Annotated in this window: 17 protein-coding genes and 1 pseudogene; 10 read left to right on the top strand and 8 right to left on the bottom strand. The window is 63.5% G+C overall.

The features are described 5' to 3' along the window. Positions 1-23 precede the first annotated feature (23 nt). The 3 genes from GTV32_RS24110 (at position 24) to GTV32_RS16245 (ending at position 3387) form a co-directional block, all read left to right on the top strand. Entirely contained in the window at positions 24-1625 is a 1602-nt protein-coding gene (locus GTV32_RS24110; RefSeq protein ID WP_161061193.1) for an AAA family ATPase, read from the top strand. An 11-nt stretch (positions 1626-1636) separates the two neighbouring features. After that, the gene (locus tag GTV32_RS16250; RefSeq protein ID WP_161061192.1) at positions 1637-2077 is read left to right on the top strand and encodes a hypothetical protein; all 441 of its coding nucleotides are present in this window, start codon (positions 1637-1639) and stop codon (positions 2075-2077) included. 68 nt (positions 2078-2145) lie between these two features. Beyond that, positions 2146-3387, top strand: coding sequence for a hypothetical protein (locus tag GTV32_RS16245; protein ID WP_161061191.1), 1242 nt, complete (start codon positions 2146-2148; stop codon positions 3385-3387). A gap of 29 nt (positions 3388-3416) precedes the next feature. On the opposite strand, the gene GTV32_RS16240 is transcribed toward GTV32_RS16245, so the two are convergent. Further along, positions 3417-3941, bottom strand: coding sequence for a hypothetical protein (locus GTV32_RS16240; RefSeq protein WP_161061190.1), 525 nt, complete (start codon positions 3939-3941; stop codon positions 3417-3419). 99 nt (positions 3942-4040) lie between these two features. On the opposite strand from GTV32_RS16240, the gene GTV32_RS16235 reads away from it, so the two are divergent. Then, the gene (locus tag GTV32_RS16235) at positions 4041-4448 is read left to right on the top strand and encodes an ankyrin repeat domain-containing protein (RefSeq protein WP_161061189.1); all 408 of its coding nucleotides are present in this window, start codon (positions 4041-4043) and stop codon (positions 4446-4448) included. Positions 4449-4630: 182 nt separating this feature from the next. Here the strand turns inward: GTV32_RS16235 and GTV32_RS16230 are convergent. Further along, positions 4631-5752: pseudogene (locus GTV32_RS16230) on the bottom strand (IS3 family transposase). A 226-nt stretch (positions 5753-5978) separates the two neighbouring features. Continuing rightward, positions 5979-6515, bottom strand: coding sequence for an XRE family transcriptional regulator (locus GTV32_RS16225; RefSeq protein ID WP_161061188.1), 537 nt, complete (start codon positions 6513-6515; stop codon positions 5979-5981). Between the two features lie 94 nt (positions 6516-6609). Here GTV32_RS16225 and GTV32_RS16220 point away from each other — a divergent pair, with 94 nt between their 5' ends. Both GTV32_RS16220 and GTV32_RS16215 read left to right on the top strand, forming a co-directional pair. After that, the gene (locus GTV32_RS16220; RefSeq protein ID WP_161061187.1) at positions 6610-7767 is read left to right on the top strand and encodes an aminotransferase class V-fold PLP-dependent enzyme; all 1158 of its coding nucleotides are present in this window, start codon (positions 6610-6612) and stop codon (positions 7765-7767) included. Positions 7768-7781: 14 nt separating this feature from the next. Beyond that, positions 7782-9290, top strand: coding sequence for a Na+/H+ antiporter NhaC family protein (locus tag GTV32_RS16215; RefSeq protein ID WP_161061186.1), 1509 nt, complete (start codon positions 7782-7784; stop codon positions 9288-9290). A gap of 5 nt (positions 9291-9295) precedes the next feature. Here the strand turns inward: GTV32_RS16215 and GTV32_RS16210 are convergent, their stop codons facing one another. Continuing rightward, positions 9296-10267, bottom strand: coding sequence for a DUF808 domain-containing protein (locus GTV32_RS16210; protein WP_161061185.1), 972 nt, complete (start codon positions 10265-10267; stop codon positions 9296-9298). Positions 10268-10456: 189 nt separating this feature from the next. Between GTV32_RS16210 and GTV32_RS16205 the strand changes: the two genes are divergently transcribed. From GTV32_RS16205 to GTV32_RS16190, 4 genes are all read left to right on the top strand, one after another. Continuing rightward, on the top strand, positions 10457-10918 hold the full coding sequence (locus GTV32_RS16205; RefSeq protein ID WP_161061184.1) for a hypothetical protein: 462 nt from the start codon (positions 10457-10459) through the stop codon (positions 10916-10918). 275 nt (positions 10919-11193) lie between these two features. Continuing rightward, the gene (locus GTV32_RS16200; RefSeq protein ID WP_161061183.1) at positions 11194-12390 is read left to right on the top strand and encodes a hypothetical protein; all 1197 of its coding nucleotides are present in this window, start codon (positions 11194-11196) and stop codon (positions 12388-12390) included. Positions 12391-13162: 772 nt separating this feature from the next. Further along, positions 13163-13705, top strand: coding sequence for a DUF1990 domain-containing protein (locus tag GTV32_RS16195; protein ID WP_161061182.1), 543 nt, complete (start codon positions 13163-13165; stop codon positions 13703-13705). 40 nt (positions 13706-13745) lie between these two features. Continuing rightward, on the top strand, positions 13746-14048 hold the full coding sequence (locus GTV32_RS16190) for a hypothetical protein (protein WP_161061181.1): 303 nt from the start codon (positions 13746-13748) through the stop codon (positions 14046-14048). A gap of 100 nt (positions 14049-14148) precedes the next feature. Here the strand turns inward: GTV32_RS16190 and GTV32_RS16185 are convergent, their stop codons facing one another. Genes GTV32_RS16185 through GTV32_RS16170 form a run of 4 tightly spaced genes read right to left on the bottom strand, consistent with a single transcriptional unit; the run spans position 14149 to position 20132 of the window. Next, positions 14149-15573 carry an aldehyde dehydrogenase family protein gene (locus tag GTV32_RS16185; RefSeq protein WP_161061180.1) on the bottom strand — a complete coding sequence of 475 codons (1425 nt, stop codon included), beginning with the start codon at positions 15571-15573 and terminating at the stop codon, positions 14149-14151. A 37-nt stretch (positions 15574-15610) separates the two neighbouring features. Continuing rightward, positions 15611-16735 (bottom strand): NDMA-dependent alcohol dehydrogenase, encoded by a 1125-nt coding sequence (locus GTV32_RS16180; protein ID WP_161061179.1) that lies wholly within the window; start codon positions 16733-16735, stop codon positions 15611-15613. Between the two features lie 59 nt (positions 16736-16794). Beyond that, positions 16795-18720 carry an alkyl sulfatase dimerization domain-containing protein gene (locus GTV32_RS16175; RefSeq protein ID WP_237421562.1) on the bottom strand — a complete coding sequence of 642 codons (1926 nt, stop codon included), beginning with the start codon at positions 18718-18720 and terminating at the stop codon, positions 16795-16797. Positions 18721-18740: 20 nt separating this feature from the next. Then, positions 18741-20132 carry an MFS transporter gene (locus GTV32_RS16170; RefSeq protein ID WP_161061178.1) on the bottom strand — a complete coding sequence of 464 codons (1392 nt, stop codon included), beginning with the start codon at positions 20130-20132 and terminating at the stop codon, positions 18741-18743. Between the last annotated feature and the right edge of the window lie 246 nt (positions 20133-20378).

The raw sequence follows: 20378 nt of genomic DNA, 5'->3' as shown, positions 1-20378 counted from the left end.
CACACCAGACCGAAAGGCTCATTGTGGAGTTCACCGACGCTATCGCCAGCGGCTATGACATCCGAAACGAACGCCTGCGGACTGCGCAGGACCAGCAACGACAAGACTTCCTGGAGAGGTTTCCGCTCCCGTCTTGGAGCGGTATGCCTCTCGCAGACTACGCGCTGAACGCGGGGAAGTACCGCGACAACTACTCCTACTACCTCGAGTGGGGCACGCCGGATCTCGGCAGCATTTCCGGCGGCAGCGCTCACAAGCACGTCATATTCAAGCGAACCACCGGCGAATGGGCCTACCCGAGTGGTTACGGGAGCGTCGATGACGCCTGGGCCTCACTCCGCACCGGTTTCAATCGGATGATTGAACTTGCGCAACAAGGTGACTGGACCTCGACCTCAGAGATCGACATCCTCAGGGGCGCCAAAGTTGTCCGGTTGAAGTCGCTGTACCTCTACTTCCCGGACGACGTCCTACCGATCTATAGCCAGAACCACCTGATGCACTTCGCCCGCGAATTCGGCCTCGACACTTCCGGGGACGCGATTGATATCAACCTTCGCCTCCTGCACCACCTGCGCGGTTACCCAGAACTTGCGGATCGAGACTCGCTGGACTTTATCGGTCTGCTCTATTCCTGGTCGCCCCCTCCAGGCTCTCGATCTCCGAAATACTGGAAGATCGCCCCTGGCGAGCGAGGGCGGCTGTGGGATGAATGCGTCGACGGAGGCTACATCTGCGTCGGATGGGACGACGTCGGTGACCTATCTTTATTCACCACCCAGGACGACTTCACGGCAGCATTCGCCGACGCATACACAGGGGAGTACAAGGGCAACAAATCAATCATCACCCGTAAGTCCAAAGAACTGTGGCGGATGATGGAGATCGCGGAGGGAGACAAGATCGTCGCCAACCGTGGAACTTCCGAGGTGCTGGGCGTCGGTACGGTCACCTCTGCCGCGTACCAGTGGCGCCCAGAACGCGACGAGTACAAGCATACGATCAACGTTGACTGGGATCAGGACATTCATCACAAGCTCGCCGAACCCATCAAGCGTTGGGCGATTACCACGATCGCCAAAATTCCCAACACTAACGTCGAGCAAATTCTTGATCCCGAGCACCACCAGAAGGACGTAAACCGTACTCCTATTGATCCAGTTGATCCTGAGGCCGAGGCCGCCTTCACGAGGTGGAAGAGCATCCTAGACCGCAAAGGACAACTCGTCTTCTACGGACCGCCTGGGACCGGTAAGACCCGCGCCGCGAAGAACTTTGCCGCGTGGCTACTAGGTCCGCGCGATTCCTCCAGTATTGACCGGCAACTCACCGAGGTCACATTCCACGCCTCCTACGCCTACGAGGATTTCATCGAAGGATTTCGACCGAAGTCAGGCCAGACCGAACTCAAACTGGAGTTGCGCGACGGCATCTTCAAGCGAATCGCGAAGCAAGCAACCATCGATTCCCACCACCTGCACGTGATCATCATCGATGAGATCAATCGTGCCGATGTGCCGCGCGTCTTCGGTGAATTGATGACGGTGATCGAGCGGTCCCGTCGCGGACAAGCCGTCACCCTACCAACCAGCGGTGAACGCCTATCGATACCCCGAACGTCATAATTCTCGGCACGATGAACACCGCTGATCAGAGCATCCGTTCACTCGACGCAGCCCTCCGACGCCGATTCGGATTCATCGAATTGCTCCCTGACCCAGACTTGCTCGCCGACACAACAATTGACGATCTTCCGCTCGATCAGTTTCTTCAGCAACTAAACGAACGCGTGGCGCGAATCGCCGGTCGCGAACGTCAGATTGGACACTCGTACTTTCTCGACCAAGGCAGACCGATCGAGTCAGCCGAAGGTTTCGGTGAGGTAGTCCGCACCGACATCATTCCCCTGCTGCAGGAGATCGTGTACGACGACTACTCGCAACTGCGTGACTTTCTCGGCAGCGGAATCGTCGATGTGGGGTCCTCCCGGCTCACGCCAATCGTGAACGACGATTCGCAACTCGTAGCAGCACTCGCCGATAACTACGGCCTCAAGATCCAGTCCACGCTCGAATGATCGAACTCGCCGAATACTCCAGTGGTAGTTGCACTCTGGCTCCGATTCCAGTTGAGGATCAAGGCCGGATGCAGTTGGCGCTGGGCAACAAGCTATCGATCTCATGGCTCTCGAACGATCGAGTGGAGGTCCGCGCATCGTCCTACGTGGGCAGCGTCGACCTCAGCCCGGGACTCCGAGTGCGAGTGGTCCCGAAACTCGCGGGCGGCAATCTGGGTGTTCTGACCATGCTGGCGATCACCAACGGATGCTCGCTCAACGACCTCCCCGAATACTTTCGCGGACTTTCCGACGATTCAACTGAAGACGCCGTCCAACTGCTCTGCCGGCTCGTCGTCACGCATACCGAAGTACTCGTCGCTCGCGGTCTGATCCGCGACTACCGCGGCCACAGCGACGATCTCCCGTTCCTGCGCGGACGACTCGACACCTACCGGCAAGCGACGGTCTACTTCGGAAAGTTCACCGCCCTGGCCTGCTCGTTCGATGAGTTCGATCACGACAACATCGAGAACCACCTACTGCTTGCCGGTGTGCTCATGGCGCGGCGCGTCAGCACGGACGCGCACGTCCGGCGCCGAGCGGCACAACTAGCGGATCGACTCAATCAGATCGCACCAACCCTCCCATCGAACAGCAAGCTCCTCGCGACGCGTATCGTGTACGGACGGCGAACCGAACCCTATCGCGTTGCCCACACTTGGTGCCGATCGTTGCTCGATCTCGCCCGCGTGAACGACACCGCTGATGCTGATCTTCGTGTGGAAACGTTCCTGATTGAGATGAACTTGTTATTCGAGCGATTCGTCGAATGGCTCATCGAACAGGTCACCGCGGGAACCGGCGTGGAAATGCAAACGCAAAAGCGCAATGCATCCCTCATCACTGTTAATGGGGAATCGCGGCGATCTATTGCACCCGATCTCGTGCTACGGCGTGGAGAACGCCAGTGTGCCGTCGACTCCAAATATAAGCGATACGACATTCGAACAATATCCAACGAGGACATCTATCAACTGCTGCTCTACGCACAGTGCTACACGGGTTTCAGCCACGCTCCGACGTCCTACTTGATTTTTCCTGCCGCCAACAACAAGCTGGCCGAATCCACTGTCGAACTCAGTGTTCCCGGCGAAAGGAGCGCGCGCCGCGTCCGGATCAACGCTGCCGGCATTCCGCTGGCATCGATCGTCGACGGTCTGCGGCGAGGAGATTCTGGCGAGATCGATAAGACTCTGGTCGCGCTTCGCGGCGTGTTGTCCGAAGCCATCTCCAGCGAGTCCGATGCATGGGTGAGTATGGACGCGTGAGCTCAATTGACCTGTTCGCAACCCGAAAACTACTTCGGTGTGGCACCCCGACTGCGCTCGATGGCACTCGCAATGGCCTGCTGCCCGGCCTGGGACACCTGCGTTTCGATGAAATCGTTGAGCAGTTCCGGGGATGTTTCGCTGCGCTGGGCCACAACAATCTCGTCCCACGTTTCGTAATCGGCGGGATCGTCGAACACGATCACGCCGACGCCGTGCTCGATGGCGGTTCGCTTGACCGCGTCGAGTTGCTGTCGATGCGCCTCGGCAAGGATGTTTCGCACTTCGATCAGCACGTACGCGTGCGTCGAGGCGCGACGATGTGCGAGCGCCTCGAACACCGCGATGCCGTTGAGATATGCCATCGGCTTGACCTCAAAGGTAACGATTTCGAACTGCTGGTGTGGGACATGTTTGAACGTCTTCATGCCCACGGCGACCAGATCAGGTCGGGTCCACTGGCCGCCGGTTCGGCGCCTGCCTTGGTGCGCGGTCTCCTCGATGGCCTGGAACCCTCGGTCCTCCGCCCACTCGTTCTGCAGCGCGGCGAGCAACCGCAGCCACGTGAACGAGATGCCGCGTTCACAGTGGCCCAAGCCGAAGTAGCCGCGACGAGAAGGAAGACCTGACACATGGCACCGACTGGTGACCCGATGAACCGCGACGAGCTGCACTACGCCGCGCTCGAAAATGATATCGCCCAGCTCGCCAAGCTGCTCGAGGCCGGCACTGATCCCAACGTGCGCGACAAGGCGGACTGGGCTCCCCTGCACTTCGCGGCCCAGGACAATTCGTTCGACACTGCGCAGGCACTTGTCCAAGCAGGCGCAGACGTGAACGCGCGCAACGACCATGGCAACGTACCCCTCTGGGTCGCGATCATGAAGGGTGCGCGACGAGGCGAGACCTACGTGCCCATGATCAAGCTGCTCCAGGAGGCTGGGACTGATCTCCAGGCACCGAACAACTCCGGCAACAACATCGTGAAGATGCTCGGCAACGTCGCATGGGGAAATCCCGACATCATGGCGCTGTTTAAAGACGAGCTACCCGCGAGCTGACGCCGGTGGAGTATCTGCTGCACGACGCAGTCCGTAACCAAGACGTCGAGACTTTACGGAGATTGCTGGCTCTTCCTGATTGACGGTGCGTGAAACAGGTTCTACCGACCACAAGATGTGGGGGTGGCAGGTCCCCGATAACCGGTCCAGGCAGTTCTAGAGCCAGTTCCTCGTTGTGATCGTCAGTCGATCTCGCAGCCCACGGGGTGATGTTGGTGGGTGCATCCGGCAGCGTACTCGGCCGGGGTTTGGTAGCCCAGCGCTGAATGTCGGTGTCGGTGGTTGTGGTCGTCTTTGAAGTCTTCGATGACCACCCGCGCCTCGAGCAGGGTGGGCCAGCAGTCGCGGTTCAAACACTCGTCGCGCAACCGGTTGTTGAACGACTCGATGAACCCGTTGTTCCACGGTGTGCCGGGGGAGAATGTAGGAGATCCCCACCGACCCTGCACAGAACCCTTGTAGGGCTTCTGAGATGAACTCAGGGCCGTTGTCCATGCGCAGCACCATCGGCGGGCCACCCCAGATCGCGAACGTCTTCTCCAACTCCTCGATCAACCGCTCAGCCGGAATCGAGCGGTCCACAATGTTCAGCAACGACAGCCGGGTGTGTTCATCGACCATCGACGCGATCTTGATCTTCTGCCCATCAACGGTGGAATCAAACTGAAAGTCCAATGCCCACACCACGTTCGGTGCATCCGCAACGACGATCGGCACCGATGATTGGCCGGCGCGTTTGCGGCGCGGCGCCCGGCGGACCTGCAGGCCTTCCTCCTTCCACAACCGGTGCACCTTCTTCTTGTTGATCTCGATGCCGTCGTCGAAGCGCAGGTGCGCCCACGCGCGCCGGAAACCGTGGCGGGGATTCTTACGGGCATAGACACGCAGCTGCTCGCGTAGCGCGGCGTCGGGGTCGGCCGGGGTTAGCGCTTGCGGCAGCCGTCGATAGGCGGTACGGGAAAGCCCAACTACCTTGCACGCCATGCGTTCTGACATGTTCTTGACGTCCTTGAGCATGTCGATGGCGGCGCGTTTGGCGGTCGGGCTCAGAATTTTCCCTTGGCGATCTCCCGCAGCGCGTCTTTCTCGAGTTCGGCATCGGCGAGCAACCGCTTGAGTCGGTTGTTCTGATCCCGCAGCTCTTTGAGTTCTTTCGCGGCGTCGCCGTCCATCCCGCCGTACTGGCGGCGCCAGTTGTACAAGGTGGCTGCCGACACCTCCAGGTCAGCGGCGATCTCCTCACCGGTCTTGCCCTGCGCCGCCAACTCGTCAGCCCGGTGGCAGGTCCCCGACAGTCGGACCACCGCGACCTAGAGCCACGGTGTGATTGAATTCAGTCGATCTCGCAGCCGTCCACCGGTTGGTGAGTGTGGGTGCATCCCGCAGCGTACTCCGCCGGTGTCAGGTAGCCGAGCGAGGAGTGTCGGTGCCGATTTGGCAGGTCCCCGGTTACCGGGGACTGCCAGTAGCTCCTCCCGCGAACGTTATTCGGGCACAGCGGAATCACCAGGAGCGAGCGGCCTCCCTGAACTAGAAACTCGGCGGCGAAGCAAACACCAAAAACACTGCCACCGAACCAGATTCATTAAGATACCGATGCGGCAACCGCGAGTCATACGTCGCGCTGTCCCCAGAGCCGAGCTCGATCCGCTCCCCCGCGACCTCGACCACCATCGCGCCGCTCTCCACCACCACACACTCATTTGCCGGGTGCGCGTGCGGTTCTCGGCTCGACACCCCGTTCGGCTCCAGCCGCCCCCGCAGCACCTCGAGCGTCGCGCTCGGCGGTGACAGCTTCTCGTACGTCAGCGAGCCCGTCGGAGTGGTCACCGAGGCCCGACTGTCGGCGCGCAATACGTTCACCGGACTCGGCGCGCCATCCTGAAACAAGTCGAACAGCGGCACGCCGAGCGCCTCCGCGACGCGGCGCAGGGTCTCCAGGCTGGGGTCGGCCCGCCCGTTCTCCACCTGACTGATCAGGCCCTGCGAGACACCGGCCAGCTCGGCCAGCTGCACCATCGTCAGCCCTCGGGTCTTGCGCATCTCGCGAATCGTCGTCCCCAGCACACGAGCATCATTGCAGGCGACACCGCTAACCGGCGGGCGGACCCAGATTAATATTCTGATTGACAGGGTTAATACCGTGCCGCACCATTGCTCCATGACATCAGTCCAGGAAGCCAGCACCGCGGCGGCCGACCAGCTCGCCGCCTTCCGCGCCCGGTTCCCCCACCTCGGCGACGTCACCCACCTCGCCAGCTGCAGCCAGGGCGCGCTGTCGGTCGACCTCCAGCGCCAACTGCAGGCCATGCAGGACGACCTGATCGCCGACCCCGCACCGTGGGGACGCTGGATGGAACTCGTCGAAACCCTGCGCGGCCGCTTCGCCGCCCGCATCGGTGCCGCCCCCGAGCAGGTCGCGATCGCACCCAACGCGTCGATCGCCGCCTTCCAGGTGCGCTCCACCATCCACGCCCGCGGCAGCAAAGCTCTGCTGACCAGCGACCACGAGTTCCCGTCCGTCGGGCACGTGTGGCGCTCGTCGGCCGACGGCACCCCGATCCGTTCCGTCGCCGCCGACGACGTGCTGACCGCGTCGGCATGGACCGCGCAGATCGACGACACCGTCGGCCTCGCGTCGGCACCGCTGGTCTCCTACATCAACGGCACCCGGCCGCCGGTCCGCGCCATCGCCGACGCCGCACACGCCGCCGGCGCCAAGATGTTCGTCGACGCCTACCAGGGCAGCGGCGTCGTACCGTTCACCGTCGACGACCTCGGCTGCGACTTCCTCGTCACCGGCACCCTCAAGTACATGCTCGGCCTCCCCGGCATGGCGTTCCTCTACGTGCGCAACCCGGAGGAGCTCGACAACCCGGGTCTCACCGGCTGGTTCGGACGCAGCAACCCGTTCAACTTCGACCCCGCCAACATCGACACCCCCTCCACGGCAGCCAAATTCGAGACCGGCACTCCCGGAGTGCCGTCGGTGTACGCGGCACTCGGTGGGCTCGACGCCCTCGACACCGTCGACGCCGAGGCCGGCTGGGCACATGTGCAGAAGCTGGCCGCACGCACCGCCACCGAGCTCCGCGCGCTCGGTGAGCAGATCGATCGTCCCGAGGACCCCGCGTTCGCCGGGCCGCAGGTGGCGCTGGTCGACGACGACCCCGACACCCTCGCCGCCTGGCTGCTCGCCGAACACCGCATCAGCACCGCACCCCGCGGTCAGCGGCTGCGAATCTCGTTCCACTACTACAACACCGACGACGACGTCGACCGCATCATCGAGGCGCTCGCGGCCTACCGCCGCCCCTGACATCGGAGTCCCCCATGGAAACCACCACCACACCCGACCGCCTCGAGTTCCGCGGCGGCATGTACGTCGCGTTTGTCGCACCGGCCATCTTCTTGGCCGGCGTCATCTCGTACTTCATCGCGTTCAACGTCTTCGACATGACCGCCCTCACCGCGTCCGGACTGGTGGGCCTCCTCATCGGAGCCCTGCTCGCACGCAAATACTCCAGCTACTGGGACGCGGCACTGCGCGGACTGTCGACGCCGACGGCCAGCACGCTGCTGATGATCCTGTTGGCAGTCAGCCTCTTCTCCATGCTGCTGAGCACCTCGGGTGCGGCGAACGGATTGATCTGGGCCGCACAGGAAGCCGGGGTGTCGCCGAGTCTGTTCCCGGCGATCGCGTTCGTGATCGCGGGTGTGATGTCGATGTCGACGGGCACGTCGATCGGCACGTTGTTCACCGCGTTCCCGGTGATCTTCCCCGCAGGCACCGCGCTGGGTGCCCACCCACTGCTGCTGGCAGGCGCCATCCTGTCGGGAGCATTGTTCGGCGACAACCTCGCCCCGATCTCCGACTCCACCGTCGTGTCGTCGGCGACTCAGAAGTTCCGTCGTAAGGAGGGCGTCGCAGATATCGCCGGTGTCGTCCGGTCCCGGGCGCGTTACTCGCTGCCCACGGCCGCGATCGCGCTTGTGTTGTACGTCGTCGTGGGTCTGCTGCTCACCAGCGACGCCGGCACTGCGACCACCCCGACCGACGTGGGACCGAAGCCGCTGATCATGCTCGTCGCCGTGGTCGGCCTTCTCGCGGTGGCCTTCTGGAAGCGAGACCTGTTCCTGGCCACCACCGTCGGCCTGATCGTCGGCACCGTGATCGGGCTGGCATTCGGTCTGATCACCCCCGCCGACATCATCTCCGCGAAAGACGACGCGGCCGCCGGCTTCCTCGTCGACGGCATCACCGACGTGCTTCCGTTGATCGGGCTCGGCATCATCGTGTTCGCCATCATCGGCGTCCTGGAGGGCTCCGGCGTGTTCGACGCCATCGTCGACGCCGTCACCTCTTCACGCTTCACCACCACGCCCCGCGGCACCGAAGCCACCATCGCCATCGGGGCGATCGTGTCCGGCGGGCTGTTCGCCGGCGTCAACGGACCGACGATGATGTTCTACGGGCCGCTGGTCGACCGCATCGGCTCCCGCGTCGGGCTGCATCCATACCGTCGGGCCAACATCATGGACTGCAACGTCCTCGGACTGGGTTCGATTGTCCCGGTAGTCAGCTCGTTCCTGCTGATCGCCAGCATGCTGACCGAAGGACCGGACGAGGTCTCGGCGTTGGGAATGTTCGCGGCGACGTTCTATCCGCTCGTGCTGACCGTCATCATGGCTATCTCCATCGTCACCGGGTGGGGCCGGCGGTTCGAGGGGCCGGACGGGGAGGCCGTGCGGGAGCCAGTGGAGTCCGAGGATCGCGACGTCGACGCTGCCAATGCCCACGCGCCCGCCCCAGGCACAACCCCGGTCGGCGCCAACAGCTGACGCGTCTAGTGCACCGCTGACCCGTCGGGCGCTTCCTTCGCGCCACGCCTCGGGACGAGGTGCATGATGGCCACGATGATCGCGCCGATCACCAACCCGGCGAGGGCCGAGACCACGGTCCCGGCGGTCCAGGACAGGACGCCGCCGAACCCGTGGGAGAGTTCTTCGAACCAGTGCTCGACGTCGTGCAGACGGTCGGCCGGCCAATGGAATCCGGCTTCGCCGACGTTGACGATCAGGATGTGACCGCCGACCCACAGCATCGCGGCGATGCCCACCACGGTCAGCGTGGACATGACCGTCGGCATCGCCTTGACCAGACCACGACCGATTCGTTGACTCGCCGTCGACTGACGTTGCGCGAGGGCCAGTCCCACGTCGTCCATCTTGACGATCAGCGCGACCACGCCGTAGACGAGTGCGGTGATGAGCAAGGCCACGACGATGAGCACCAGCAACCGCGTGAGGAACGGTTCGGACTCGACCGACGACAGTGAGATCACCATGATCTCGGCCGAGAGGATGAGGTCGGTGCGGATCGCGCCGTTGACCATCGACTTCTCGAACTCCGGACCCTTCTCCGCCGCCGGCGCCTCGACGGCGTGGTCGTGCCCGTGCCCGCCACCGAACGCCTCGTAGACCTTCTCGGCGCCCTCGTAACACAGGAACAGGCCGCCGGCGATCAGCAGATACGGCAGCGCCTGCGGCAGGAACTGGCTGAGGATCATCGCCACCGGCAGGATGATCAGCAGTTTGTTGCGAATCGAACCGACCGCGATCTTGCGGACGATCGGCAGCTCGCGGTCGGGGGTGAAGCCGTGGACATACCGCGGCGTCACCGCCGTGTCGTCGACGACCACACCGGCCGCCTTGATACTGGCCTTACCGGCTGCGGCGCCGATGTCGTCGATCGACGCCGCGGCGACCTTGGTCAATGCCGCGACGTCATCCAACAAAGCCACGAGGCCACCGGCCACAGGAAACCTCCAGAGAGAAATACACGAATCACCGAACAGTATGCCCAAGGCTCGGTCTCCTCGTGGATCCGTCGATGGGTTCGCGCTGCGCCGACAGGGAACGCCGGAAGCCGGCAGAGCATGTCATACCCGACTCGTAAGTTCGTCGTCATCGGCAGCTGCCGGTCCGCCCATCGACCCAGGAGGACCATGACCACCGAGGCGTACGACGACGACTTCGACGGATACGACGACCAGATCGCCGAATCCTGGCGCGAGTTCACCGCGGATCTTGCGGCGCGTCTCGGCGATCTGCGGTTCGGATCGTTCGAATTCATCGACCTCGCACACCCCGTCGGCAATCGCGAACAGCTGCTCATCGCCTTCCGCGCCAACCGGGCGGGTCGTGTCCGCGCGACCGTGCCGAAACGTGCGCTCGTCGGCACGCGGCAGCCCGACTGGTCACAGACGCAGCGGACCTTCGAGGCGCTCGACTGGCGTTACCTCTCCCGTAAGGACGAATACATCCGGGAGTTCGGCCGCAGGCAGCTGTACCAGGCTGCGGTCCAGTCGATCACCCTGCTGCGCGGCCAATGGGGTGTCACCCACCCGTCGTTCCTGACGCTCACCGACCCGATCAGCACAGTGCATCCGTTCTCGCTCACAGGGTGAAGTGTTTCGTTCTCCGACGTCGAGGCCGTGCGAACGGATGGCGCGATCACGACCGTCGAAGGAACTAGACCTGGAGCACTTCGGTTCCTCCTGATCATCCGATCGCACGTCAACGAGGTCCGAAATTGTCGTACCTCTCCCCTACTCTGCAGGTGAAAGGTGATCCACCGGGGCCCGCGAAACACCGCCGGCGGTACCGAGCACCTCACCAGAGTCCAGCGTTCTCAGCCGTCCCGGTCGGATGTGCGCGAACGTACTCACAGAAGGGAGAAGTCATGACCGGCTTCGATTTTGACACCGCGGTCGAGGGCGCCTGGCGCGACTTCCGGAACCATCTCGCGGACCGGTTGTCCGCACTCCCGATGGGTGAGCGGTTCTCCGTCGAGCAGGCCCGCGACTTCCCCGAGGGCACGCACGCGGTCCTCGAGTTCACTGTCACGCGTGCCCATCGGATGCGCTGCACTGCCCACGTCCTAGATCTTCACCCGACCGTCGAGTTCAAACTCGAGCAGCTCACCACGATGACCGACGCCGGTTGGCGTCTGCTCCGCGACAACCGGTTGATCTATGAGGTCGGGCAACGCCGCGTCGACGGGCTCGCCCAGATCGCCGTCGACGCCCTGCGTGTGATCTGGGAGGTCGTCCACCCGGCCTTTCTCTCCGGCTCGGGTCCGACTCCGGACCGCCGCGAGGCACGTGTCGCCGTCGGCGCGATCCCCGAGTCGCGTGATCATCTGCTGGGCATGGTCATCGACACGCTCGAGGGCATCGCCGGTCGCTATATCGCTGTCGACGAGGACGGCGACATCCCGCTGCCCACCGGGGCTCTGCCGTCGTGGCTGCGAGTCCTCGACGACGAAGCATCGGTCGAGTTCTTCGGAACGCTCGTCGACGAGGTCCCCGACACCACCGCGGCCGCCGAGTTCGTCGCGGGCGAGTCGGTCCGGTGGGCCGGAGTCAAGCTGATAGTGCACCAGTCGACGCTGATGGCCTTCCTCAGCGTCGGGATGAGCGCGTACCATCGCGAGAACCTGATCGCCGCGCTCGGAAGATGGCTCGGATTCATGAAGGATGTTGCACCCGAGATCATCTCGGCTGTCACTGGAGTCGATGCTCCCGAACACTCGGAGACCGACAAACGCCTCCCCGATCCGTTGCAGACCCTCATCGTGCTCGATCCCGACGGCACGACGCTCAACGCGCACGAGGTCGCCAAGATCTGCCGCTACGACCAGTCCGAGATCCTCCGGTACATCTACACCACCCAGGAGCAGTACCTGGCGTGGGTGAAGTCCGCCGGCGAGGCGGACGACGCAGACGACCCCGACGAGGCGGCCGCCTGCCGTCACGAAGGTGAGGTCTGGCAGATGACCACCAACAAGCTTCAGGAAGCGCTGCGCCTCGTGGTTCTGCGCGACGCTGGCGGCCCGCCGCAATCCACGCCCGACAACCAAGTGAAGGAGAGCCGATAACCGGTTGGAACGCTGCGTCCACGTGTTCGATGCCAACCCACTGACTTTGTTCATAAAAGGCATTTCGCCTCTCACGAGTCCAGAAGAGACCCGGAGTCGTCTAGGTCCTCAACAGAACAAAACGCCCTGCACCAATAAAACACCACCGGATGATGGTTGCTCGAAAACATGTTGGCCTTCGAGCAGAAAGTACAGTCGGGCACGTCGATGATTTCCGTTCATCCGCCAGTAAGCCAGAGCAAAGGCACACAACAATGCGAAGAAGAAAGAACGTAGAAGAGCAGGGCTCATCGTCTGAGGAAGACAAGGTCTGTCAGCACAGGGTGATCATCGGTCACGAAGTCTATCTGTGCCAGATAGCGTTCGGGCACGAAGGAGCACACTCGAATCGCAAGATTCACGCGATCTGGGAGTGAGAATGGCGCTGGGGTAACGCCTCGGCGGTCGGCGCAAACTACGCCAGGACGGCAAGAGGCTGTTCTCCTCTGGCGGGTCGTCCTCAGCAAAGAGAACGACCAGTCGCGCAAGATCCAGACGTATCAATGCCAATGGATGCAGCGCCCGAAGATCCAAGAGTCACAGTCATGGTTCCCAGTAGCTCTGCGGACTGCCAGGTACGAGCAGCGGATCTGGTTCACGAACAACCCGAACGACACCGGGCCTTCATGGAGACTCAGTACGGTAGGAACGTACTCAAGCCGTAGGTGAAGCGCGAGCGCGTCGAACGTCAAAAGGACACGTGGTGCCGCGCTCATCGAGGTTGAATCATCTCATGACCCAACAACGGCAACCACTGGACGCGAAAACCGAACAGCGACTTCGGCGAGCTTCCCTGACATATCCGGAAGTTGGCGCTTCCAGTGGTCGACTCCCCGTCGGCTACCGCCATCTGAACGAGAGCGTTGATGTCGGCGCCGGCGCCGCAGACTTCACCCTCGCGCGCCGGGCACTCTTCGAATGGCAGGTACAGCTGCGGGCCGGCGTGGCGGTCGCAAGTTCGGACAGAACCGTCGAGCAGGATGGTGTCGCCGTGCTGACGATCGGCATTGGGCGCGTGGGTGTTCGGGCTCCCGTCCGGATCGTCGAGGTGCTCGACGACGAACGCCGCGCCGCCTTCGCGTACGGAACGCTCCCCGGACATCCCGAGTGTGGCGAGGAACGCTTTGCGCTCGAACACCATGCAGACGACACGGTCACCTTCACGGTGACGGCCTTCTCGCGACCGCACAGCCGACTCGCGCGCGTTGCCGGCCCAGTGGGCCACCTCGCTCAGGCGCTCATCACGCGCCGGTACCAGCGGTCGTTGATATCGTGAGCACCCCGCACTGACGCCGACGACCCGAGAAACCACCCAGATGACATCGCACCCCGACCCGCCGACTCCTGTCCAGCACACGCCGCCGTCTGAGAACGGTCGAAGACTGCGTCCGTACTCATTGAAACTGTTCCTGCTCTCCATCCCGGTGAGCTATCTCGTGTTCATGGCGCTGATGTGGGGCGTGGGGGGAGTTGCCGATCCGGCACCCGGCCACCCGAGCCTCTGGTCAAGTTTCGTCGTCGTCAGTATGTGGTACGGCCTCTCGTGTTACGCCTGGATTCCGTTGACGTGGATATCTATTTCGGTCACGACGACGATCGCGGGGCGGCGCAAGCCGTGACCGATAGAGCTCGTCGCACCATCGCGACCTACGCGAGAACAGTCCCAGGCGAAGAATGGTGCGCCCCCGACGGCGGACCGCCGGGGGCGCAACCACTCTCCTAGACCTGAATCGCCTTCACCTCCAAGAACTCCTCCAGCCCGTGAGTGCCGAATTCGCGACCGTTGCCCGATTGCTTGTGCCCACCGAACGGCGCGTTCGGGTTGAAGTCCGCGCCGTTGATCGCGATCTGTCCCGCCCGGATCCTGCCGGCGACCGTTCGCGCACGTTCAGGGTCGGCCGACCACACCGACGCCGCCAGCCCGTACTCGGTGTCGTTGGCGATCCGAATCGCATCGCTCTCGGTGTCGTAAGGGACGAGCACCAACACCGGACCGAAGATCTCTTCGCGATGAATCGACATGTCGGTGGTGACGTCCGAGAAGACCGTCGGCCGAACGTAGAACCCGACCGGCAGGTCGGGGATCGGCTCGGCGCCACCGGTGATCAGCGCGGCGCCCTCGGCGATTCCCTTCTCGATATGGCCGCGCACTCGCTCCAGCTGCGCCTGCGACACCAGCGGTCCGAGGACCGTGTCTTCGGCGGCGGGCGCTCCGACGGTGATGGCTTCGGCGACCTGCTTGGCGATCTGTTCCACCTCGCCCAGTTTGTCTCGCGGCACCAGCAGCCGCGTCAACGCCGAGCAGGTCTGGCCCGAGTTCAGGAATGCCCACTGCACGGCATGCGGGACCACTTCGGTGGGGTCGGCGTCGTCGAGCATCACGTTGGGACTCTTGCCGCCGAGTTCGAGCGCCACCCGCTTGACGCCCTGCGCGGCGAGCTCGCCCACCCGCCGACCAGCCCGGGTGGAACCGGTGAACGAGATCATGTCGACATCGGGGTGGGACACGAGCGCTTCACCGACCGTTGGACCGCGACCACTGATCAGGTTGAACACGCCGGCGGGCAGACCGACTGAGTCGATGATCTCAGCCAGGATCACCGCGTCCAGCGGCGCGACCTCACTGGGTTTGACGACCACCGTGTTGCCGGCTGCCAGCGCGAACGCCACCTTGCCCGCGAGTTGGTGGAGCGGATAGTTCCACGGCGTGATCGCCCCGACCACCCCGATGGGCTCCCGCACGATGAGCGACGGTCCTTCGGTCCGTTCGTACGCGTAGCTCGCGCCGATCTCGGCCACCTGCCGAAAGCTGTTGATCGGCAACGGCAACTGCAGTTCGGCGGCAAAGCTGCGCGGGGTGCCCATCTCGTCGGAGATCAACCCGATGAGCTCATCGGCACGGTCCTCGATGCCCTGAGCAACGGCCTGCAGGTAGGCGGCACGCTTGTCCGGGGCGGTGGTCGACCACGAGGCGAACGCCTCTCGTGCCGCGCTCACGGCAGCATCGACATCGGCAGCCGTGCCGTCGGGCACCACGGCGAGGACGCGTTCGTCCGCGGGATTGATGACCTCGATCGTGGCTTCGCCGGCCGAGGCGACCCATGCGCCATTGATGTACAAGTCGGAGAAATGCTCAGATTTCACTTCTGTTTCCGTTCGTTCGGTCAGTCGTCGGAGGCGATCAGTAGTCGGCGTCGGTGTACCGGATGAGCCCACGGAGGTTCTTCCCGGACAACATGTCCGCGTACCCTTGATTGATCTCCTCGAGCTTGTAGGTTGTCGTCACCAGTTCATCCAATTTCAATGCGCCGCTCCGGTACTCGTTCAGCAGCGCAGGAATCTGGGTGCGCGGCCCGGTCCCTCCGAAGATCGCACCCTGCAGACGCTTCTGCAGCAGGGTGAGTTCGAACAGGCTCAGCGTCACCGCCACATCCTCGAAGTGCCCCATCCCGGTCACCACCACCTGTCCACCCTTGGCGGTGAGGTTCATCGCGGGCTGGATCATGTCCCCTTCCAGCTCACCGACGGTGACCACGGTCACGTCGGCCATTGTCCCCCAGGTGAGTTCGCGGACCGGTTCGAGCGCCTCCTCCATGGAGGCGAAGGCGTGTGTGGCACCGAGTTCCAAGGCCTTGTCCCGCTTGAACCCCACCGGGTCGACGGCGACGACGTGACGGGCGCCGGCTGCTGCGGCCCCCTGCACACCGTTGATCCCCACCCCACCGCAGCCGACCACGACGACCGTGTCCCCGACCTTGGTACCGCCGGCGATGGTGGCCGATCCCCACCCGGTCGCGACACCGCACCCCAGGAGCGCGGCCGCCTCGAGTGGAATGTCCTTCTCGATCTTCACGATCGAGGCCTGATGCACCGTGATGTAGGGCGAGAAGGTGCCCAGCAGACACATCTGTCCGACTGGCTCCCCGTTTGCGGTGACCCGGAATCCGTCGTCGGCGATCGCCTGTCCGGTCAGCAGCCGCGCACCTTCGTCGCAGAGGTTCTGCATCCCACTCGAACACGGCCGGCAGGTGCCGCACGCGGGAATGAACGCGGTGACCACATGGTCACCTTCGGCAAGTCCGGTGACACCGGCACCGACCTTGGTGATCACTCCGGATCCCTCATGGCCGCCGACGATGGGAAGGGGCGCCGGGCTCGCACCGGTGCGCAGATGATGATCCGAGTGGCACATGCCGGACGCGACAAGCCGAACCTGGACCTCGCCCGGCACCGGGTCGGCGAGCTCCACGGACTCGATCTTCCAGTCTTCGCCGACTTCGCGCAGAACTGCTGCCTTGGTTTCCATACGGTCTCCTCAGTTGATGTGGTGGTGCGTTGAATGTGGTTGTGCGTGGCCGACTGTCGTCACGGAGTGACGATGTCGAAGGTGCGGCTGAAGGTGTCGAACAGCGTGAACAGTTCGTAGACCAACTCCTCGTCTCCCGAGAGCTCGACCGCCCCGGTGCGAACCCCCTCGGCGAGGGTGCCGGCCCCGAGGGCGAGGCCGTTCAGTGTCGACTTGGTGAGCCGGAGCGTGCTGTCTGCGCCGGTCTCCCCGTGCGGGTCGACCGGCCTGCAGAAGAGCACCCCGTGGATCAGCTCCGCGAGACGGGACTCTTCGGTATCGGTGACCTGGACGAGCACGCTGAACTTCCGTCCGCTCGCCTTGGGACCGTTGAGCCGGATCGCCAGGTAGTCGAGCAGCATGTCGGTCGTCATCGACGCGAGCACATCGGAGGTGGTCAGTGTGGCCTCGTCGGTGCGCACTCCCTCGCGAAGGTCCTGAGCGCCCGTCAGGTAGAAGTTGCGCCACGGCGCAGACTCCGCCTGATATCCGAGCTGTTCCAAGGTGTCGGCCTGCAGTTCGCGGGCCGCCACGTTGGTGGGCTCGGCGAAGACCACGTGGTTGACCACCTCGGCAACCCAGCGGTAGTCGCCCTCCTCGAATGATCTGCGCGCCTTGGCTAGGACCGTGTCGGCGCCTCCCATGAAGTCCACGTAGCGTTTGGCCGACTCGACGGGCGGATGTGGGTGCAGAGTGGCCGGATTGCCGTCGAACCAGCCCAGATACCGTTGGTAGACCGCCTTGGCATTGTGGTTGAGCGTCCCGTAGTACCCACGAGCCGTCCACGAGGTCGCGAGTCCCTCGGGGAACTCGATCATCTCCGCGATCTCGACCATCGTGTGTCCATGTGCGGCCAGACGCAGCGTCTCGTCGTGGATGTAGCGATAGAGGTCCCGCTGCTCGGTCAGGAAGTCACCGATCTCCTCGGTTCCCCACACCGGCCATTGGTGGCAGATGAACATCACGTCGGTCTTGTCGCCGTATCGCCGGAATGCCTCGTCGATGTACCGGCTCCAGGCCGCCGCGTCGCGGATCTGCGCCCCGCGCGGGGTGTACAGGTTGTGCATGTGGTGAGACACGTTCTCGGCCATACACAATGCGCGCATCTCCGGGAGGTGGAAGTGCATCTCGGCGGGCGCCTCGGAGTCTGGCGTGAACTGGAACTCGATCCGGACACCGTCGAGCACGAGTTCCTGCCCGCTGGCGGAGATCAGATCGGTGGGCTCGATCAGACTGATCTGCCCTTGCGACAAGGCGATTCCCAATCCGGTCGAGACCATTCCGGTCGCCTCGACCGCCAGGTTCTGGCCGTACATGTATTGCGCGCGCCGGTACATCGCGTTGCCGGCGTACACGTTCTCGCTGACCGTGTGCTCCATGAAGCCGATCGGAGCCACCACACGCACACCACCGGCGACGAGGTCGTCTTCGTCGACGAGTGCCTTGACCCCACCAAAATGATCGGCGTGGCTGTGGGTGTAGATGACCGCGCGAATCGGCTTCTCGCCCAGGTGCTCGTACACCAATCCCATTGCCGCGCGGGCACATTCAATAGAGGTCAGAGGGTCGACGATGATGTATCCGGTCTCTCCCACGATCACGGTCATGTTCGAGATGTCGAACCCGCGGACCTGGTAGATCCGGTCCGAGACCTTGAACAGGCCGTGCGTCATGTGCAGCTGGGAGATCCGCCACAGGCTGGGATTGACGGTCTCGGGTGAATCGTCCTGCAGGAAGGCGTACTGCTCGAGGTCCCACACCACCCGACCCGATTCGTCGGTGATCACCAGCGGGTCCATCGTGGCGATGAATCCGCGTCGTGCATCGTCGTAGGCCTTCCGATCCTGGAAGGGCAACTGGTCGACGACCATCCTGTTGGCGTCGATGGTGTGACGGGTTGCGGGTTTCGCGTTGCTGCGCAAGGTATCTCCGTTCGTGGTGGTCAATGGTGGTCGGATATGAAGGTTCAGTTGATGGTTCGCCCCGCGGCGGCCAGCCGGGCCTTGTCGCGTTCCGGACGGATCAGTGTCACGGCGAGCACCCCACCGACGATGACGATGAGTCCGGTGAGGCCGAACACCTGGCTGTAGCCGGTGTCGGTGGCGTCCTCCGCCGATCCGACGAACACACCGGCGACGAACGGTGCGATGACGCCGGCGAGGCTGTAGACCGCGACGAATGCGCCGAGGACCGCTCCACGCTGGCCGATCGGGGCGATCTCGCCACACACGGTGGTCGCGGCGGCGAAGACGGCGCCAGACAGTCCCAGTCCCAGCGCGACCAGAACGATCGTGAAGCCGCTCTCCGGCACGTAGACAAAGCCGAGGGTGCACACACCCGATGCGAGCAGGATGATGCCGGGCAGAACACCTCGCGCCAAGCGGCTGGACACGCCGTTGTGCATCAGGCGCTGGACTGCCAGGCCTTGGACCAGCAGCGTGATCACCGCGACGATCCAGGGCAGGGTCGCGATGAACCCGGTCTCGGTCTTGCTGTAGCCGAGATCATCGGTCAGAAAGGCGGGTAGCCATGCAATCAACAGCGACACCGACCAGTACGCGGCAAAGGAACTCAGTGCACATCCCAGCCAGGTCGGCGACACGAGGATCTGCCACAGCGGCACGTGCATCCGATCGATGGGGCGCGTGAACTGCGACCGTGCCGATGAACTGTGGACGTCGACCGGGCCCTCACGACCGACGACCAGCCACACTGCGCTCCACACCAAGCCGATGACGGCGACGAGGATGAAGGCCGACCGCCATCCATGATTCACGATCATCCACGACAGGGCGGGCGCACCGACGATGATCCCGACCGAGGTGGCGATGGTGAGCAGGGCCGTCGGAATGCTTCGATCGGCGTCCTCGAACCACTTGTGGAGCGCATGCTGCGCTACCCCGAAGGCGGGTCCTTCGGCTGCCCCCAACACGATTCGCGACACCAGCAGCACGGTGAACCCCGCAGGCCCGATGACCGGCAGCATCGACACCGACCAGATCAACGCGAGGACGAACAGCACTTTGCTGGTGCTGAAGCGGTCCGCGAGATGACCGACGACCAGTGCCGCGATGCTGAACAGGAGGAAAAACGCGCTCGAGATGGTGCCGTACTGCTCGGCGGTGATTCCGAACTCCTCGCGGATGCTGGTCGCCGACAGTCCCAGGACCGCCTTGTCGGCGAAGTTGATCATCATCAACACCATCAGCAGGCCGGTGATCATCCACGCCCGCCGGCCACCGACGACCGGTGCCGGCAGACGTCCGCGGCGGAGGCCGTCACGACGTGCCTCCTGCTCCGGTGGTGGCGGCGCGATCGACGTTGGCTCACCGCGGTGCTGGGTGATCGAATGATCCATCAAGATTCCTTAGGTCGAGGACGACTGGTGTCGCCGGAACGGGGTCGCCGGCGTCTCGGATGAATGCGCGTCATGGCTGGCGCCAGTCTTTACGTCTGATATGTCACTGCTGATAGCTGCTGTGTTGCCAGTCACAGTTTCTGCACGCTTTTCACGCTACGATGGTCATCCGACCACCACAAGAACGTCTTTTCACAGTCAAAGTGCCCGTTGAATGTGCGTTCGCACATCGAGGAGGTGTTGCCG

Source organism: Gordonia sp. SID5947, from assembly GCF_009862785.1.
GTDB lineage: Bacteria > Actinomycetota > Actinomycetes > Mycobacteriales > Mycobacteriaceae > Gordonia.
The sequence above is the reverse complement of the archived record's forward strand: the minus strand, read 5'-3'. Positions and strand labels throughout refer to the sequence as shown.

What these genes read in the sequence shown, in the direction of transcription:
- GTV32_RS16170 (WP_161061178.1), bottom strand. Translation starts at nt 20,132, where the DNA reads ATGGATCATTCGATCACCCAGCACCGCGGTGAGCCAACGTCGATCGCG.
- GTV32_RS16245 (WP_161061191.1), top strand. Translation starts at nt 2,146, where the DNA reads ATGCAGTTGGCGCTGGGCAACAAGCTATCGATCTCATGGCTCTCGAAC.
- GTV32_RS16220 (WP_161061187.1), top strand. Translation starts at nt 6,610, where the DNA reads ATGACATCAGTCCAGGAAGCCAGCACCGCGGCGGCCGACCAGCTCGCC.
- GTV32_RS16190 (WP_161061181.1), top strand. Translation starts at nt 13,746, where the DNA reads ATGACATCGCACCCCGACCCGCCGACTCCTGTCCAGCACACGCCGCCG.
- GTV32_RS16250 (WP_161061192.1), top strand. Translation starts at nt 1,637, where the DNA reads ATGAACACCGCTGATCAGAGCATCCGTTCACTCGACGCAGCCCTCCGA.
- GTV32_RS16205 (WP_161061184.1), top strand. Translation starts at nt 10,457, where the DNA reads ATGACCACCGAGGCGTACGACGACGACTTCGACGGATACGACGACCAG.
- GTV32_RS16200 (WP_161061183.1), top strand. Translation starts at nt 11,194, where the DNA reads ATGACCGGCTTCGATTTTGACACCGCGGTCGAGGGCGCCTGGCGCGAC.
- GTV32_RS16195 (WP_161061182.1), top strand. Translation starts at nt 13,163, where the DNA reads ATGACCCAACAACGGCAACCACTGGACGCGAAAACCGAACAGCGACTT.
- GTV32_RS16215 (WP_161061186.1), top strand. Translation starts at nt 7,782, where the DNA reads ATGGAAACCACCACCACACCCGACCGCCTCGAGTTCCGCGGCGGCATG.
- GTV32_RS16180 (WP_161061179.1), bottom strand. Translation starts at nt 16,735, where the DNA reads ATGGAAACCAAGGCAGCAGTTCTGCGCGAAGTCGGCGAAGACTGGAAG.
- GTV32_RS16235 (WP_161061189.1), top strand. Translation starts at nt 4,041, where the DNA reads ATGAACCGCGACGAGCTGCACTACGCCGCGCTCGAAAATGATATCGCC.